Origin of the sequence: Leifsonia sp. CL147 (assembly GCF_900114565.1) — a bacterium.
GTDB lineage: Bacteria > Actinomycetota > Actinomycetes > Actinomycetales > Microbacteriaceae > Leifsonia.
In genome coordinates, this window is sequence record NZ_FOTM01000026.1 from 1 (window position 1) to 16,716 (window position 16,716).

Genomic DNA, 16,716 nt, shown 5'->3' on the forward strand with positions numbered 1-16,716 from the left:
GGCAGCGGGAGATCTCCTATGGTCTGGTGGAGCGGGCTGCGGCGGCGGGGTTCGACACGCTGTTCTTCACGGTGGACACCCCGGTGGCGGGGGCGCGGTTGCGGGATAAGCGCAACGGGTTCTCCATTCCGCCGCAGCTGACGGTGGGTACGATCCTGAATGCGATCCCGCGGCCGTGGTGGTGGTTCGATTTCCTGACCACTCCGAAGCTGGAGTTCGCGTCGCTGTCCCAGACCGGTGGCACGGTCGGTGATCTGCTGAACGCGGCGATGGACCCGTCGATCGATTTCGAGGACCTGAAGGTCATCCGGGGGATGTGGCCGGGGAAGCTGGTGGTCAAAGGCGTGCAGACCGTTCAGGATGCGAAGGCCCTGGTGGATGCCGGGGTGGATGGGATCGTGCTCTCCAACCACGGCGGCCGTCAGCTGGACCGGGCGCCGGTCCCGTTCCACCTGCTCCCCTCGGTGGTGCGCGAGGTCGGCCGGGACACGGAGGTCGCGATCGATACCGGGATCATGAACGGCGCCGACATCATCGCCGCCTACGCCCTCGGCGCCAAATTCACCCTGATCGGCCGCGCCTACCTGTACGGGTTGATGGCCGGCGGGCGCGCCGGTGTGGATCGCACCATCCAGATCCTCACCGACCAACTGGTGCGCACCATGAAACTGCTCCAGGTGCGCTCCCTCGCCGAACTCGGCCCCCAGCACGTCACCCAACTCACACGCCTCCACCCCCTCCACCCCTGACCCCCCGCGCCTGAGCCCCACCGTCGAGTCCGCACAGATTGCACGCGAAACGCCGCGACAGCGTGCAATCTTCGTGGACTCGACGGTGGGGGGGTTAGGCGTCGGCGGAGGTGCGTCAGTTCGTGGCGGCTTCGAGCACTTTGGCGGTGTCGACGAACTGCTCGAATCGCACGATCAGCCGTCCGCGCACGACGAAGTGGTGAGCGACGCGAACATTCAGCGGTTTCCGCGTGGTCCGGTGGATGGCGGTGTACCGGGCGAGGACGACGACGTTCTCACCGTCGACGATGTAGGTGTCGTCGTGTGCGGTCCAGTCCTGCCAGTCCTCTCCGAGCTTCTCCATCACGTGGGAAGTGACGCCCTCGGGGGTGCGATAGGTGCCGGCGAGGGGAAAGCCGGCCATCTCCGTCCACTCCACGTCGGGCGCCAGCGTCGCGCGCAGGGCGTCGAGATCGCCGGCAGCGGAGGCGAGGTACTGACGCCGGACGACGTCGCGTGATTCCGACGACGTATCGCCCGCCGGGTTCTGGCTCAGCCCCATGTCATCTCTCCCTTGGCCACCTTGGGTCCGATCTGAGCGGCGATCAGCATCCCGGATCCGGGGTAGCGCTGCACGAGGGCCTCCGTGACCGATGCGCCGTTGCTGGACTGCGCGAGAAGGTCCTCGAAAGCGAGCAGGTAGTCGCGCGTGTAGGCGATGGCCGTGGCGTCGTTCGCGCTGGCAGGTCGGCGGTGGCCGGCGACGACCAGCGCCGGCTCTCGGGCGGCCATCTTCTCGAGCGTGCCGACCCAGTCCGCCCGAAGCTCGGGAGTGGCGGTGTCCGCGGTCCACACATGCTCGTCCTGGAACAGGAGGACGCCGCCGAGGATGCTGCGGGATGGCGCGTGCCACAGATAGTGACGGTCCGGGAGCAGTTCCGAGCCACCGTGCAGCTCCAACTTCTCATCGCCGATGGCGAGGGCGTCGCCCGTGAACGGCTCCAGGTCGACGAGCCGGGTGGGCAGGTTCTGGCCGAGTGCCGCCCACGCCACGAGCTTGCCCTCGAAGGATGCGCGGATGTGTTCGATCACCAGCGGCGTGGCGACGAGGGTCGCTGCGGGGAACGCGTCGGCGATGACCTCCAAGCCGAAGTAGAAGTCGGGGTCGGCGTGGCTGACGAACACAGTCGTCAGCTTCTTGCCGGAGTCGAGGATCGCAGCGACGAGTCGGTGCCCGTCCGCCCGGGTGAAGCCGGCATCGATCAGCACCGCTTCGGACTCGTTCGAGACGAGGACGGCCGACTTGTTCTTCGATCCAGCGGGAAAGTCGAGGTCGAACACATCGAAATTCAACGGCATGGGGAAATCCCTTTCAGAAGGTGCCCGGGCTGCAGAGCCCCGGCGCGGACCAGGCGGCCCGCATCGCACTCAACTTAGCTGACTAGTCAGCTATTCCCCTAGGGGCGATCTTCTCCACGTTTTACGGCATCACCGGGAGCGACCGTGCTGCGCTCTCGCTGAGCTTCCGGATCATGGTCGAGAACGACGCCATCTCGTCATCGCCGAGAACGTCCACAAGGTGGCGTTCGATGTTACGCACGTGCACATTGCCGGCCTCGGTGACGGTCCGCGCACCGAGCGGCGTGAGCTGGATGAGCTGCACGCGCGCATCCCGTGCCGAGGGGGTGCGTGTCACCAGCCCCTGGGCCAACGCGCGCTGGACCAGCCTGGTCGCGCCTCCGGAGGTGAGTACGCGGGCTTGGGCGATCTCGCGAATGGGCAGTCCCTCCTCGCCCGCCCGTCCCACGAGGAGGAGCAGTTCGAACATGACGTGCGGGAGCCCGAGCCGCTCCTCCAGATCACGTCCCAAGAGGAACTCGAGTCGGTTGGCGGCACCGAGCAGCCGACCGAACGCCAGGACGCGTGGATCGTTCGCCGCCTCTGCGGCGCTGTGGAACCGGGTCTCATCCGCCATGGGTCAAGACTAGGCGGAGCGACCAGGGTGGGAGCGGCTCGATGAAACATCCGACCATTAGGCTGGTCGCGTGGCTGTCACCGATGAGGCGATCCTCAAGATCAAGAACATGATCCTCTCCGGCGAGCTCGCTCCCGGCGACCGTCTCCCGCGCGAGCAGGAGCTCAGTGAGCGGCTCGGTCTCTCGCGCAGTTCCCTGCGCGAAGCCGTCAAAGCCCTCGAGGTGATCCGTGTGCTCGACGTGCGGCGCGGCGATGGAACGTATGTCACGAGCCTTGAGCCCCAGCTGCTGCTGGAGGCCATGTCGTTCGTCGTCGACCTGCACGACGATTCGTCCGTCCTGGAGATCTTCGCGGTGCGTCGCATCCTCGAACCGGCCGCCGCGGCTCTCGCCGCCGTCGCGATGACGGACGACGCAGCGGCTGCGCTCCGGTCGGAGGTGAACGCCGTCGACGTTTCGACCAGCATCGAGGGCCTGGTCGCGCACGACCTGGCCTTCCACGAGCTCATCAGCGAATCGTCGGGCAATGCCTATCTCGCGAGCCTGATCCATGGTCTCTCGAGCGGGACCGTTCGTGCACGGATCTGGCGAGGCCTGACCCAGGAGAATGCCGTCGAACGTACGTTGACGGAACACCACGCGATCGTGGATGCGCTCGAACGCAGAGACGCCGAACTCGCGAGGGCACTGGTGACGGTGCACATCGACGGGGTCGAATCATGGCTGCGCAAAGCGCTCTGACATCACGTCGCTGATTCAGGGGCGGCCAGGGGACACCGGATCGCTGAGGGAGTAGGTCCTCACGGCGGTATTCCAGAGGATGTGCTTCTGCTCGGCAGCGCTGAGCTCGCCGATCCATTCCGCGTAGACGGCCCAGGCGCGCTGGTATCCCCCGAAGCGCACGGTGATCGGCCAGTCCCCTCCGTACATCAGGCGGGACGGTCCGAACAGCTCGAGAGCCGCATCCCACGCAGGTCTCAGAGCCTCAGCCGTGAATGGCACGCCGGGAAGAGTAAGCCCAGACACCTTCGCCACGGTGTTCGGAAGAGCGGCGACGGCAGCGAACGACGAACGCCACGCGCGGAACGCATCCCGACCCACCGGCGGCTTGGCCAGGTGATCCACCACGACGGTGAGCTCGGGAAGGGCGCGCACCACGTCGCCGGCCTGATCGAGATGGGCGGGCCACGCATCCGGGACCTCGAAGGCCAGTCCCCGGCGCGCCAGCGACGCCAGCGATGATCTGACCTCCGCGAGTTCGAGGAAGTCGGTCCGCGGGTCGTCGTGCACCAGATGCCGGACACCGCGAAAGGCCGGATGCTGACCCCAGCGATCGAGCGCCGCCTCGGCCGCCCTCGGCTCGTCGAGCGGCACCCAGCCCACCACGCCGGCGACCCACGCGTTCTGCTCCGCCACACCGAGCATGTAGCCGGTGTCGCGGAGCGTGTTCTCCGCCTGCACCAGGATCGCCGGCCCGATTCCGGCAGCGTCGAGTTCCGCTCTCGCTTGTTCGGCTGTGAAGGTCGAGTACAGCGCGCCGTGCTCGGGAGTCAGCCAAGCGTATTCGCCGGCGTCGAGATCCCACAGATGGAGGTGCGCATCGATGCGGCGCGTGGATGCGAGCGTCACGGGATCAGATCCCGGTCGCGAAGGTCGGCCCACAGCGCTTCGGGGATCGATGCACCCATCCGCTCCACCGTCTGCCGGAGCTGCGCGGCGGAGGCGGCACCGGCGACGACGGTGCGAACGGCCGGGTCGCGCAGGGTGTACTGCAACGCGGCGGCCGGCAGTTCCACGTCGTGCTCAGCGCACACGGCGGCGATCGCGCGTGCCCGCTCGAGCACCGCGGACGGTGCAGCCGCGTACTCGTAGCGGGCCGAGGGGCCGGGTGTGCTTCGTGCGAGCAGACCCGAATTGAAGACGGCCGCGTTGACGACGCCGATCCCGCGTCCGGCCGCCTCGGGAATCACCTCCTCCAGTGCCGGTTGCTCGAGAAGCGTGTAGCGGCCGGCGATCATCAGCAGGTCGAGTGCGTCGGTTCGCACGCCCGCGAGGAGCGCCGTCACGGACTTCGAGCCGATGCCGACGGCTCGCACGAGGCCGTCGTCGCGGAGCGCGGCGACAGCGGGCACGCCGTCGGCGATCGCCGAATCGAGATCGAACTCGTCCGGGTCGTGAAGGTACAGCACATCCACGCGGTCGAGACCGAGACGGAGGAGGGAGTCTTCGAGGCTGCGGCGCACGCCGTCGGCACTGAAATCCCAGACACGTCTCAGGTCGTCCGGAACAGCGAACCCGTTCTCGTCGTCGTATCCGGCGCTGCCTCCCGGGTTGTCGACGAGCAACCGCCCGACCTTGGTCGACAGGACGAATTCGTCACGCGGCTTCGTCGCGAGGAACGCGCCCAGCCGGCGTTCGGACAGACCCAGGCCATAGTGCGGCGCCGTGTCGAAGGAGCGGATGCCCGCCTCCCAGGCGAACTCGAGCATCGCGTGAGCATCGTCGTCGCTCATCGCGCGGAAGAGGTTGCCCAGGTTCCCGCCGCCGAAGGAAAGCGGACCGAATGCGAGTGCCGGTGCACGGCGGGGACGGGGGAGAACGGATTCAGGCACGGACGCCCCAGTCGAATTCGGCGATGGATGCCTCGTGCATCTCAGCGCCGGACCCGGGCGTCGCCGGCGGCCAGTACCGCCCATCGTGAACGTCGACCGGGACGACGAAGTGCTCGTGGAGATGATCGACGTACTCGATCATCCTGTCGTCGCTGGTGCCCGAAACCGCCAGGAAGTCGAACATCGACAGATGCTGGACGACCTCGCACAGGCCGACCCCGCCCGCGTGCGGGCAGACGCGCACGCCGAACTTCGCCGCCAGCAGCAGGATCGCAATGTTCTCGTTGACGCCGGCGACCCGGCTCGCATCGATCTGGAGCACACGGAGCGCGTCCGCCTGCAGGAACTGTTTGAACATCACACGGTTCGCGCCGTGCTCGCCGGTCGCCACCGGGATCGGCGCGATCCCGCGAGCGATCGCAGCGTGCGCCAGAATGTCGTCCGGGTTCGTTGGCTCTTCCACCCAGGCGAGGTCGAAGGGTGCGAGGTCGGCGATCCAGTCGATCGCCTCCGCTGCATCCCACCGCTGGTTCGCGTCGACCGCCAGCCGGATCCCGGGGCCGATCGCTGCGCGAGCGATGCCGAGGCGACGAACGTCATCCGCCCGATCCGCTCCGACCTTGAGCTTGATCTGGGCGAACCCGTCGGCGACGGCCTCCCGGCACAGCTGGTCCAGTTTGGCGTCGTCGTAGCCGAGCCACCCGGGCGTGGTCGTGTAGGCCGGGTAGCCCGTAGCGAGAAGCTCCGCGCGGCGTGCGTCCCGGCCCGGTACGGCGGCGCGGAGGATCCCGAGGGCCTCCGCAGGGGTGAGTGCGTCGGTCAGGTAGCGAAAGTCGACGAGCGACACGATCTCCTCCGGCGTCATCGCCGCGAGGAGCTCCCACAGGGGCAGACCCGCGCGCTTCGCCTTGAGGTCCCAGAGCGCGTTGACGACGGCCCCGATGGCCATGTGCATGACACCCTTCTCGGGCCCGAGCCAGCGCAACTGGGAGTCGTAGACGAGGTCGCGCCAGGTCGTCCCCATGTCGCCGAGCAGTTCCTCCACGTCGCGTCCGAGCAGATGACCTTCGAGCGCCCGGATCGCCGCCACCTCGACATCGTTGCCGCGCCCGATGGTGAACACGAAGCCGTGACCGGCGAGGCCGTCGTCGCTGTCGGTGACGATGCGCACGTAGGCGGCCGAATAGTCGGGGTCCGGGTTCATCGCGTCCGACCCATCGAGCATGGTCGAGGTCGGAAAGCGAACGTCGTAGGTGTCGATTGCTGTGATCGTGCTCACGTGGGGTTCCTTCAGTGGAGGGTACGCATGAGCTTAGACATCCGATGTCTAGCCTGTCAATCGACGGTAAGGCTGGCTCGTTTGCGGCAAATGAGCGGAGACCTCACCTCATAGTTCGGATGTTCCGATGCTGCGGCAAACAGTCCGAGAACAAGCCGACCAGCTCGTTCAGAGCGTCAGCGCGGTCGAATCGCGGGGGACCACCCGGCACGGAACCTCATGCAAACCCGACACGTCCTCACCCTCGATAGCGCGAAAGAGCAGCTGCGCCGCCACGCGGCCCAACTCCTTCAGGTTCATGTCGATGGTCGACAGAGGCGGACGGGACTGAGTCGCAATCGGTTCCCAGTTGTCGTGGCCCATGACAGCGATCTCGGCGGGCACATCCTTGCCTTCGTCGCGTAGCGCATCGATGACTCCACGGGCGATCTGATCCGATCCGCACAGGATGCCGTCGACCTCCGGATAGCGTGCGAGTATCCCTCGAGCGGCGCCGCGGCCCCAATGCTCCGACCAAGCACCGTACATCGCCTCCCCGCCCAGTAAGGACAGTCCTGCGGCGTGGAGCGCCTCGGTCGCGCCGGTGACGCGATCGCGTGCGGCGCTGTAGGAGACGTCGCCGGCGATGTAGGCGATGCGGGTCCGGCCGCAGGAGATGAGGTGGTCCGCCGCCATCCGTCCTGCCTCGATATTGTCGCTCGCGACCGATATGTCGCCGGGTTCCGAGGAGGGTGCGTATGCGTACACGACCGGGACTGGAAGCGTGTCGGCGAGCGGGGGGCGAGGGTTGGTCTCGTAGCCCACCACGATCAGGCCGTCGATGCGGCGACTGAGGAGCGCGCGCACATGGTGCCGCTCGCGGATGGAGTCGCCGCGTGCATCGCATAAGAAGATCGATGTGCTGCCTGCGCCGAATGCGTCTTCAGCCCCCATCAGGATGGGGATGGAGAACCGGCCCTCCAGGTCGCCGGTGATCAGGCCGACCGTGCCCGTTCTTCCCGCCATCAGGCTTTGCGCGATGGCGTTCGGTGTGAAGCCCACCTTGGCGGCGGCGTCGAACACGCGCTGCCGCGTACGAGCGGCGACCTCGGCGCGCCCGTTGAGCGCCTTGGATGCTGTCGCCATCGACACACCGGCCAGTTCGGCCACCTGCCCGAGCGTGGGAGCCGTCGAACCGGTCTTTGTCTTCGCCATCGAATCTCGCTTTCGTAACTTTTCGAAAGCCTAACGCATTTGTTTCGGAATTGGTAGCTGGCCGTGCTTGACATCGTAAGCGCTCAGGGGCTGTAATAGCCGAAACCCCTTTCGGTTAGCGTCTAGACCAGAGGGTGAATACGTCAAGCCCGACTCAACGACGAGCTCCGCTCCGCTGGAGAAGCTCGCTCAACGAGGAGCACAGAGGAGATGCAATGACTATGTTCCAATCCCGCACGCGACGCCTTGTCGCTGCGGCTGTCGCAGGAGCGCTGGCTGTGTCGCTGGCCGCCTGTTCATCCGGAGGGAACTCTTCCTCTGGAAGCCAAACCATCACCAAGACCGGCACGGACGACGGGTCCAAGCTCACGCTCTGGACACGGGCTCCGCTGGAGAAGCAGGCCAAGCTGTTGGTCGAGGCCTACAACAAGAGCCACAAGAACCAGGTGCAGCTCACCGTCGTCCCCAACGATGACTATGTCGCCAAGGTCGGCGCAGCGGCGGGCTCCAACGGTCTTCCGGACCTGTTCGCTGCCGACATCGTCTACGTGCCGAACTGGGTCAAGCAGGGGCTGTTCCAGGACATCACCCCGGAGATCAACGGTCTGTCGTACAAGTCCTCCATCAACCAGGGACACCTGAAGGCCGGGACGCTCGACGGCAAGGAGCACGTGCTGCCGTTCGTGCTCGACCTGTCGATGATGTTCTGGAACAAGGACCTCTTCAAGGCGGCTGGCCTCGACCCGAACAAGGCCCCGACGACCCTGAAGGAATTCGCCGACGACGCCAAGAAGGTCCAGGCGTTGAACAAGCCCGACACCTACGGCACGGCCACCGGTCTTGCCTGTGGCGGCTGCGAAGTGTTCACCTGGTTCCCGTCGATCTGGGCCGACGGCAAGCAGGTCATGAACTCGGACGGAACGAAGTCGCTGCTCGACAGCAGCGCGGCGAAGGACGTCTACAGCACCTGGGCCGACCTGTGGAAGTCGGGCGCTGTCCTGCCGTCGTCGAAGGACGAGACCGGCGCGACCTGGACCGCGGGCTTCACTCAGGGCAAGGTCGGAATCCAGCCGTACCCGGCCAGCCTTCTGTCCTCCACGACCGGGTTCAACGTGGGCGTGGCCGGCCTGCCCGGCCCCAACGGTGGCGCCTCCACCTTCGTCGGCGGTGACGGCATCGGTGTCTCGAAGGACTCGAAGAAGGCCGCTCAGGCATGGAACTTCCTCCAGTGGATGATGTCCACGGACGCGCAGGTCGGCGTGCTGGCCAAGGACCAGGACGTGGTGTCCCGCTCCGATCTCGCCAACAACCAGTACTCGGCGAAGGACCCGCGCCTGGTCACGATCAACCAGGTCGCAGGCAAGGGCGAAACCCCGTTCTCGCTGAACTTCCAGCAGGCATTCAACGCGCCGAACAGTCCGTGGCTGACCCTGACCCGCAACGCGGTTCTCAACAACAGCAACACCGTCGAGACCGACAACAAGCAGATCGACTCGGTTCTGTCCCAGTAACACCCCGTGCCGCGGGCGAGCGCACGTCTGCTCGCCCGCGGCACACTTCCACGTTCCACGAAAGGCATCACCATGACCGCGAGTGCGACGGTGGGTTCCGCTCCCGCCCGTCCCAAGCGCCCTAACCGTCGGAGGCACCTCGGCCGCCGTTTCCAAGGTTGGGCCTACGCAACGCCAACTGCGCTATTCGTCCTCCTGCTCTTCATCCTTCCGCTGCTTCTCGTACTGCAGATGTCGGCATCGAACTGGCCGCTGCTCGGCGGCAATCAGGGCGTCAACTTTCCCAAGAACTACACTGACGCGCTGAACAACCGTTTCTTCATCGACTCAATGGTGTTCACGCTGACCTACACGGTCGTCACCACCATCATCCTGCTCGGTCTCGCGCTCGGTCTGGCCATGCTCGTGCAGGAGTCGACCCGCTGGAAGGGATTCCTGCGGACGGCGTTCCTCGTCCCGAGCGCACTCGGGCTGGCCTCGGCGTCGCTGCTGTTCTACGTCCTCTATTCGCCGATCGCCGGCCCGTTCGCCGACCTGATGAAGTCGTGGGGCTTCACCTTCCTCGGCACCCCTGCCGGTGCCCTGTGGTCGACGGTGTTCCTCATCGTCTGGCGTTTCGCCGGCTTCTACATGCTGCTCATGCTCGTCGGTCTGCAGGGGATCCCGGATGAGGTGTACGAGGCCGCCCGCATTGACGGGGCCAATCGCTGGCAGCAGTTCCGGGGCGTCACGTTGCCCTTGCTGCGGCCCACGCTCGCGCTCACCACGGTTCTCTGCGTGACCGGCTCCCTGCTCGCGTTCGAGCAGTTCTACATCCTGACCAAAGGCGGCCCGGACAACTCCACGATCACCGTCGTGCAGTTGATCTACAGTGTCGCCTTCCAGGGACCCAACAACCTCGGCGTGGCCGGTGCCCTCTCGGTCATCGTGCTCATCGCCTTGGTCATCATCAACGTCGCCCAGATCCGGGCCTTCGGAGAAAAGGAGGGGGCGGTATGAGCACCCAGACCATCGGCGAAGGAACGCTGGAGGGTCACGCCCACCGCGCCGCGGCAGGTCGCACGTCGAGTTCGCGGGTCGCAGGCATCGCGGTACGCACGCCATTCTGGGTGCTCACCGGCGGTCTCGCCCTGATCTTCCTGTACCCCCTGCTCTGGACCGCCGTGTCATCGTTCGCCCCGCTGGCCGGAACGAACCAGACCAAGGGCTGGGGTGTCGGCAATTACGTGTCGCTGGCGAACTACCAGTCCGGTATCTGGGTCTACATCGGCAACTCGCTGTTCGTTTCATTGCTGACCGTCTTTCTGACACTGCTGGTCTCGCTGCTGGGAGGCTATGCCTTCGCCCGCTTCAGGTTCCCCGGGCGCAATGTGCTGTTCATGGCGACACTGGCGATCTTGATGGTTCCGTACGCCACCCTGCTGATTCCCCTCTACGTTCTGCTGAACCTTGTGGGTCTGTCCAACTCCCTCGTGGGAGTGGCGCTGGTGCTGACGATGTTCCAGCTGCCGTTCGCGACCTTCATGATGCGCATCTCCTTCGAGGCCGTGCCACGCGAACTCGACGAGGCCGCGATGGTCGACGGCTGTTCGACATTCCGCGTCCTCTGGCGTGTCCTTATCCCGGCGGTCAAGCCCGGGCTCGTCACGGTGGGGCTGTTCGCGTTCCTGGCCGCATGGAACGACTTCATCGCCCCCCTCATCCTCATCAATGACACCAACCGGATGACGCTGCCGCTGGCGATCTCCAACCTCCGCGGGCAGGTGCAAGGCGTCGTCGACTATGGGGCCACGGAGGCCGGCGTGGTCGTGCTCGCGGTGCCCTGCATCCTGCTCTTCCTGATCCTGCAACGACACTACGTGCGCGGATTCATGTCCGGCGCGTTCAAGGGATGACCATGACGATCACCGACTCCAACAGACGTCTCAACGCACCCGTCGCTCCGGCCGACCCATCACGTGGCACCCTGCGTCCGCTGGGGCTCGGAGAAGTCCGTATCACCGGTGGATTCTGGTCGCGCATGCAGAGCGTGAATGTGACAGGAACCCTCCCTCACATCTCGCATTGGCTCGAGCGCGAGGGATGGCTCCCCAACTTCGATCTCGCGGCTGCCGGAACGCTCACATCCGACAATCGCCGGGGCCGCGAGTTCTCGGACTCGGAGGTGTACAAGTACCTCGAGGCTGTCGCGTGGCAACTGGGCCGTGACGACGATCCGCACCTGGAGAAGCAGTTCCGCGACACGGTCACCCGCTTGGCCGCGGCTCAAGAACCGGACGGGTACCTCAACACGAACTTCGGCCGGCCCACGCAGGACCCACGGTGGTCGGACCTCGCCTGGGGACACGAACTCTATTGCGCCGGCCACCTCTTCCAAGCCGCTGTCGCTCGCATCCGTACTCGACCGGGCAGCGACGACGGCCTCATCGAGATCGCTGTGCGATTCGCCGATCTGATCTGCGAGGTGTTCGGAGCTGACGGCATTCAGTCCGTGTGCGGTCACGCCGAGGTCGAGACCGCTCTTGTCGAGCTGGGCCGGGCCACCGGTGACAACCGGTACATCGAGCAGGCGCGCCTCTTCATCGAACGTCGAGGCACTGGGACCCTGCCGGACATCGAATGGGGTCGCTCCTACTATCAGGACGACATGCCCATCCGTCAGGCCGAGGTGATGCGCGGTCACGCGGTGCGTGCCAACTATCTCGCGTCGGGCGCAGCGGACGTAGCGACCGAGACCGGCGACACCCAACTGCTCGGCGCCTTGACGACGCAGTGGGACAACACGGTGGCGCGACGCACCTACGTGACCGGCGGCCAAGGCTCCCACCACCAGGACGAGGCGTTCGGCGACGACTTCGAGCTGCCGCCGGACCGCGCCTACTCGGAGACGTGCGCCGCGATCGCCTCCGTACAGTTCAGCTGGCGGATGCTCTTGGCCACCGGGGGCAACCGATACGGCGACCTGATCGAGCGCACGCTGTTCAACGTGGTCGCGACTTCTCCGTCCGCCGACGGGACGGCGTTCTACTACGCGAACACCCTGCACCGCCGTACGCCGGGCGAAGCCGCCGACCCCGATACGGTCTCACCGCGCGCGGAGGCGTCGTTGCGGGCCCCGTGGTTCGAGGTCTCTTGTTGCCCACCCAACGTCGCGCGCACGCTGGCGAGCCTCGACGCGTACATTGCAACGGCGGATGCGGACGGCGTGCAGATCCATCAGTTCGCTCCCGCGTCCATCACCACGCTTCTGGACAACGGCGAGGAGGTCGCGCTCGCGATCGAGACGGACTATCCGCGTTCCGGGTCGGTGAACGTCCGCGTCATGCGCGACGCCACCGAGGAGTGGACGTTGCGACTTCGTGTTCCGAGCTGGGCCGGCGGAGCGCAGTTGACCGTGAATGGCAGCGCCGAGGACGTCGGGCCGGGTTACGCACGCGTCAGGCGTCGATTCACCGCCGGGGACACCATCACACTGGACCTTCCGATGACTCCTCGCTTTACGAGCCCGGATGCGAGGATCGACGCGGTGCGAGGATCGGTCGCCGTCGAGCGTGGCCCAGTGGTGTATGCGCTCGAGTCGAACGACCTGCCGACGGGCTGGCGCGACGTCTCTGATGTCGTGGTCGACTCGTCGACGCCGCCACAGGATATCGGCGACCGCGTGGTGGTACGCGCCGCGCGCCGCGTCGATCCCGCCGAACCCTGGCCGTACGGAGAACACGATTCGGGCGCCTTCGGGGATGAGTCCTCTGTCGCCCTGATCCCGTACCACGAGTGGGCTGAGCGGGGCCCCTCGTCGATGCGCATCTGGATTCCGTCCCGATAGCGCACGGGCGATTGGGGGCTGAGCGAGGTTTCTCAGCCCCCAATTGCCGGACCTTCCGCGTAGCGCCACCCCAGCAGCACCCCACCATCACGACCTTCCCCGACCCGACTCGATGGGGAGACGACACGATTCATCGGCACCTCATCGCCTCAGGCTTCGGTCGCACCACGTCGGGATGGGCGCCATGGAGACGCCACCCATTTCGGACGGCGAGGGCGATCGTCGGGAGCAGGGTCAGCGCGATGATGATCGCACCGACGACGGACGGTCCGTGGATGCCGAGCGAGGTGGAGAGCGTGGCGCCGGCGATCGGGGTGCTGATCGCGGTGCCTGCGTTGAAGGCGGAGACAGCGAGAGCGGATCCCATCGGTGCGGCGTGACCGGCGTGACGGACGGCGAGATGGATGAGTACGCCGTTGGCGCTGAGCCCGGACAGTCCGAGGAGGACGACCAGGATCACCATCGGCGCCGAGGCGGCGGTCACTGCGATGAGCGCGATGAGCACCGTGGACACGGCGGGAGTGAGGATGGTGACCAGGCCCGGGTGCGCGTCGCCGAATCGTCCGCCGAGGAGCGTTCCGGCGAAGGAGCCGATCCCGAATCCGGTGAGGACGAGCGGGACGAAGCGGGCGGGGATGCCGGCCTGGTCGGTGAGGATCGGCGCGATGTAGGAGTATGCCGCGAGGACACCGCCGCTGGTGGTGAGACACGCGAGAAGTGCCAGCCAGAGCCGTCCGGAGCGCAACCCGTCCAGCGAGGAGCGGATCGGACCGCGCCCCTGCCCGGGGGAGTCCGTGGGCAGGACCCATGCGACCAGGAGGCCGACCGCGGCTGCGGCGATCGCGAGTGCCCAGAAGGTTCCGCGCCAGCCGACGGCCTGGGCGATGAACGCGCCGAGGGGCACACCGAGCACCGTCGCCAGCGCGCCGCCTGCGCCCACCACGCCCATGGCCCGTGCACCCGATGCCGCGCCTGAGGCGCGCGTCGCGACGATCGCGGCCACGGCCCAGAACGCTCCGGTGGCCACGGCGGTGACGAAGCGGGCGACCAGGAGCACGGTGAAGTCCGAGCTGAGGGCCACCAGGACGTGTCCGGCCACGAAGACCAGCAGCGCGAGGATGAGGGTGATCCGGTTCGGCAGCCGCACGGTCAGCAGCGTCATCAGCGGAGCGCCGATGATCATCCCGACGGCGAAGACGGTGATCAGGCTTCCTGCGTCCGCGAGCGAGGTCTGCAGCGAGGCGGCCACTTCCGGGAGGATCCCGGCGATCACGAACTCCGTCGTCAGCATCAGGAACGTGCCGGAGGCGAGCACGTAGACCAGCAGCGGGAGACGGCGGGAGACGCGGGTCGCTCGAGGGGCGTCCATGATGAGGGCGGGCATGCGGTCTCCATCTCCGGCTGGTCGTGGGCCGGTTCAAGATGATCACGGGATGCCCCCGGGCAGGGAGGCCGCATCATTGGTGGTACTGGCGGTGACTCCCTCCTGCTGCCGGCGAAACCTAACATGCTGTTATGGACGATCCAGCGGAGGTCCGGGAGTTCCTCACCACCCGTCGCGCCCGGGTCACGCCCGAGCAGGTCGGCCTGCCTGCCGGCACGAACCGGCGTGTTGCGGGCCTGCGCCGCAGCGAGGTCGCAACGCTCGCCGGGATGAGCGTGGAGTACTACACGCGGCTGGAGCGCGGCGCGATCAGCGGCGCATCCCCGCAGGTGCTCGACAGCCTCGCCCGAGCACTCCTGCTCGACGATGCGGAGCGGGCGCACCTGTTCGACCTCGCCCAGGCCGCAAGCCCCGTCGCCCGGCCGCCGAAGCGGCGCAGCGCGACCGGCTGGAAGCCGCATCCCGGACTCCAGTGGGCGCTCGAAGCGGTGACCGCGGGGCCCGCGTTCGTCCGCAACGGGCGGATGGACCTGCTGGCGGTGAACCCACTGGCGCGTGCGTTCTACACCGAGCTCTACGGCGTGCCCGGACAGGGCCCCAACATCGCCCGGCACCTGTTTCTCGATCCGCGTGCGCTGGAGTTCTACCCGGACTGGGAGAGCTCCGCCGACATCGTCGTCGCGATCCTCCGCACCGAGGCCACTCGAGACCGGCACAACAAAGAGCTGCACGACCTGATCGGGGAGCTCTCCACCCGCAGCGCCGACTTCCGGACCCGGTGGGGCGCCCACAACGTCCGCCATCACGGCTCCGGGTTCAAATCCTTCCACCACCCCGTCGTCGGAGACCTGACCCTCGCGTATGAGGGCATGCAGCTGGAGGGCGACCCCGGTCTCACGATGACGATCTACACCGCCGAACCGGGCTCGGCCTCCGAGGACGCCATGCGGCTGCTCGCGTCCTGGGCAGCCAGCGAGCCGGCGACGAGCGCGACGAACACGACGAGCGCAACGAGCGCGATGCGGGAGGAGCACAGATGACCGCGGCCGACTTCGACCAGCCCTTCGCGCGGCCATCCACGTCCCCGCCGGCACGAAGCACTGGCACGGCGCGAAGGCGGGCTCCTGGTTCTCCCACCTCGCCTTCATCACGCCGGGCGACGACGTGAGCAACGAATGGCTCGAGCCGGTGACCGACGAGGTGTACGGCGCGCTGCCGGGCTAGTGTCCTCCACGGGCCTTACCATCGCTGCGTGACCAGCGAGGAACCGGAACGTGTCCAGCCTGCCCGGTGACCACGCGCGGAAGCTCACGCAGGAGCGCTGGCAGCGCCTCACCGAATGGCCGCTCGTCCTCGCGGCGCTCGCCTTCCTCATCGCGTACGCCTGGAGCGTTCTCGCGGACATCCCCAGCGCGAAAGACCAGGTACAAGAAGCGGTCATGTGGGCGGCCTGGATCATGTTCGCGATCGACTACGTCGTGAACCTCTCCCTGGCTTCGCACCGCTGGCGCTGGTTCTGGACACACCTGCTCGACCTCTTCATCGTCATCCTGCCGGTGCTGCGGCCTCTTCGCCTGCTCCGGCTCCTCGCGATGGTCCGCCTGTTCCACAGGTTCGCGGGATCCGCGTTCCGCGGCCGGGTCCTGCTCTACGTGGGCAGTTACGGGACGGTCATCGTCGTCATGGCCGCTCTGGCGGTCCTGGATGTGGAACAGAACGTCGCAAGCTCCCCCATCCACAGCTTCGGGCAGGCCCTCTGGTGGGCCTGCGTCACCATCACCACCGTCGGGTACGGCGATATCGTCCCGATCACCCTCACCGGCAGGCTGATCGCGGTCGCACTGATGCTCGGCGGGATCGGCATCATCGCCACGGTCGCCGCCGCCCTCTCCTCGTGGCTGGTGCAGAACGTCGGTGCACGTGAGGCCCGCCAGGAGAACGTCACCCGCCAGCACATCGAGGAGCTCCGCCGCGACATCGCCGAGCTGAAAGAGCTTCTCGAGCGGAAGGCCGGCGTGCCCGGCACCTCCGAGATCGACCCGTGAGTCCGGAGGAGATTCGAACGGGTCGCGTTCGAATCTCCTTCAGTACTGCCATTCGAAGGAGATTCGACATCCGATCTCCTTCCAATCCCGGCCCCGATGGACGGATGGTGTCTGCGGCGACTCGAAACGTGTGCGGTTGCTCGCGCCGCCGCACACGTTTC

General features: G+C 66.8%; 16 protein-coding genes. 8 read left to right on the forward strand and 8 right to left on the reverse strand.

The features are described 5' to 3' along the window. Positions 1-749 (forward strand): alpha-hydroxy acid oxidase (locus tag BM287_RS16680; RefSeq protein ID WP_139230723.1); only part of this gene is annotated, 749 nt, incomplete at its 5' end. Between the two features lie 115 nt (positions 750-864). On the opposite strand, the gene BM287_RS16685 is transcribed toward BM287_RS16680, so the two are convergent. From BM287_RS16685 to BM287_RS16695, 3 genes are all read right to left on the reverse strand, one after another. Then, a complete protein-coding gene (locus BM287_RS16685) occupies positions 865-1,290 on the reverse strand; it encodes a nuclear transport factor 2 family protein (protein WP_090041939.1) in 426 nt (141 codons plus the stop codon). After that, positions 1,281-2,087, reverse strand: coding sequence for an MBL fold metallo-hydrolase (locus tag BM287_RS16690; protein WP_090041942.1), 807 nt, complete (start codon positions 2,085-2,087; stop codon positions 1,281-1,283). Before BM287_RS16690 ends, BM287_RS16685 begins: the two co-directional genes overlap by 10 nt. 121 nt (positions 2,088-2,208) lie before the next feature. Continuing rightward, positions 2,209-2,703, reverse strand: coding sequence for a MarR family winged helix-turn-helix transcriptional regulator (locus tag BM287_RS16695; RefSeq protein WP_090041944.1), 495 nt, complete (start codon positions 2,701-2,703; stop codon positions 2,209-2,211). A 70-nt stretch (positions 2,704-2,773) separates the two neighbouring features. Between BM287_RS16695 and BM287_RS16700 the strand changes: the two genes are divergently transcribed. Next, positions 2,774-3,445 (forward strand): FadR/GntR family transcriptional regulator, encoded by a 672-nt coding sequence (locus BM287_RS16700; protein WP_090041946.1) that lies wholly within the window; start codon positions 2,774-2,776, stop codon positions 3,443-3,445. Between the two features lie 15 nt (positions 3,446-3,460). Here the strand turns inward: BM287_RS16700 and BM287_RS16705 are convergent, their stop codons facing one another. The 4 genes from BM287_RS16705 to BM287_RS16720 all read right to left on the reverse strand — a co-directional run bounded on the left by BM287_RS16705 (position 3,461) and on the right by BM287_RS16720 (position 7,789). Next, positions 3,461-4,333 carry an amidohydrolase family protein gene (locus BM287_RS16705; protein ID WP_170857604.1) on the reverse strand — a complete coding sequence of 291 codons (873 nt, stop codon included), beginning with the start codon at positions 4,331-4,333 and terminating at the stop codon, positions 3,461-3,463. Beyond that, entirely contained in the window at positions 4,330-5,316 is a 987-nt protein-coding gene (locus BM287_RS16710) for an aldo/keto reductase (protein WP_244528420.1), read from the reverse strand. Before BM287_RS16710 ends, BM287_RS16705 begins: the two co-directional genes overlap by 4 nt. After that, positions 5,309-6,595, reverse strand: a complete 1,287-nt coding sequence (locus BM287_RS16715) for an enolase C-terminal domain-like protein (protein ID WP_090041950.1) — start codon at positions 6,593-6,595, stop codon at positions 5,309-5,311. Before BM287_RS16715 ends, BM287_RS16710 begins: the two co-directional genes overlap by 8 nt. A 168-nt stretch (positions 6,596-6,763) precedes the next feature. Further along, a complete protein-coding gene (locus tag BM287_RS16720; protein ID WP_090041952.1) occupies positions 6,764-7,789 on the reverse strand; it encodes a LacI family DNA-binding transcriptional regulator in 1,026 nt (341 codons plus the stop codon). Positions 7,790-8,004: 215 nt separating this feature from the next. On the opposite strand from BM287_RS16720, the gene BM287_RS16725 reads away from it, so the two are divergent. The 4 genes from BM287_RS16725 (at position 8,005) to BM287_RS16740 (ending at position 13,126) form a co-directional block, all read left to right on the forward strand. Next, positions 8,005-9,300 (forward strand): ABC transporter substrate-binding protein, encoded by a 1,296-nt coding sequence (locus tag BM287_RS16725; RefSeq protein ID WP_090041954.1) that lies wholly within the window; start codon positions 8,005-8,007, stop codon positions 9,298-9,300. A 231-nt stretch (positions 9,301-9,531) separates the two neighbouring features. Further along, positions 9,532-10,299, forward strand: coding sequence for a carbohydrate ABC transporter permease (locus tag BM287_RS16730; protein ID WP_244528421.1), 768 nt, complete (start codon positions 9,532-9,534; stop codon positions 10,297-10,299). Beyond that, positions 10,296-11,195 (forward strand): carbohydrate ABC transporter permease, encoded by a 900-nt coding sequence (locus tag BM287_RS16735; protein WP_090041959.1) that lies wholly within the window; start codon positions 10,296-10,298, stop codon positions 11,193-11,195. The genes BM287_RS16730 and BM287_RS16735 overlap by 4 nt, the downstream gene beginning before the upstream one ends. A gap of 2 nt (positions 11,196-11,197) precedes the next feature. After that, a complete protein-coding gene (locus BM287_RS16740; protein ID WP_090041961.1) occupies positions 11,198-13,126 on the forward strand; it encodes a glycoside hydrolase family 127 protein in 1,929 nt (642 codons plus the stop codon). Between the two features lie 130 nt (positions 13,127-13,256). On the opposite strand, the gene BM287_RS16745 is transcribed toward BM287_RS16740, so the two are convergent. Beyond that, positions 13,257-14,510 carry an MFS transporter gene (locus tag BM287_RS16745; RefSeq protein WP_090041963.1) on the reverse strand — a complete coding sequence of 418 codons (1,254 nt, stop codon included), beginning with the start codon at positions 14,508-14,510 and terminating at the stop codon, positions 13,257-13,259. Between the two features lie 131 nt (positions 14,511-14,641). Here BM287_RS16745 and BM287_RS16750 point away from each other — a divergent pair, with 131 nt between their 5' ends. Both BM287_RS16750 and BM287_RS16760 read left to right on the forward strand, forming a co-directional pair. Beyond that, positions 14,642-15,550, forward strand: coding sequence for a helix-turn-helix transcriptional regulator (locus BM287_RS16750; protein WP_090041965.1), 909 nt, complete (start codon positions 14,642-14,644; stop codon positions 15,548-15,550). 234 nt (positions 15,551-15,784) lie between these two features. Further along, positions 15,785-16,555: a potassium channel family protein gene (locus tag BM287_RS16760; protein WP_244528422.1), complete on the forward strand. Its 771-nt coding sequence runs from the start codon at positions 15,785-15,787 to the stop codon at positions 16,553-16,555. Positions 16,556-16,716: the final 161 nt, after the last annotated feature.

Excerpts from the sequence above, each read along its gene's own strand:
- BM287_RS16685 (WP_090041939.1), bottom strand. The coding sequence starts at position 1,290 with ATGGGGCTGAGCCAGAACCCGGCGGGCGATACGTCGTCGGAATCACGC.
- BM287_RS16690 (WP_090041942.1), bottom strand. The coding sequence starts at position 2,087 with ATGCCGTTGAATTTCGATGTGTTCGACCTCGACTTTCCCGCTGGATCG.
- BM287_RS16695 (WP_090041944.1), bottom strand. The coding sequence starts at position 2,703 with ATGGCGGATGAGACCCGGTTCCACAGCGCCGCAGAGGCGGCGAACGAT.
- BM287_RS16720 (WP_090041952.1), bottom strand. The coding sequence starts at position 7,789 with ATGGCGAAGACAAAGACCGGTTCGACGGCTCCCACGCTCGGGCAGGTG.
- BM287_RS16725 (WP_090041954.1), top strand. The coding sequence starts at position 8,005 with ATGACTATGTTCCAATCCCGCACGCGACGCCTTGTCGCTGCGGCTGTC.
- BM287_RS16730 (WP_244528421.1), top strand. The coding sequence starts at position 9,532 with ATGTCGGCATCGAACTGGCCGCTGCTCGGCGGCAATCAGGGCGTCAAC.
- BM287_RS16735 (WP_090041959.1), top strand. The coding sequence starts at position 10,296 with ATGAGCACCCAGACCATCGGCGAAGGAACGCTGGAGGGTCACGCCCAC.
- BM287_RS16740 (WP_090041961.1), top strand. The coding sequence starts at position 11,198 with ATGACGATCACCGACTCCAACAGACGTCTCAACGCACCCGTCGCTCCG.
- BM287_RS16745 (WP_090041963.1), bottom strand. The coding sequence starts at position 14,510 with ATGCCCGCCCTCATCATGGACGCCCCTCGAGCGACCCGCGTCTCCCGC.
- BM287_RS16750 (WP_090041965.1), top strand. The coding sequence starts at position 14,642 with ATGGACGATCCAGCGGAGGTCCGGGAGTTCCTCACCACCCGTCGCGCC.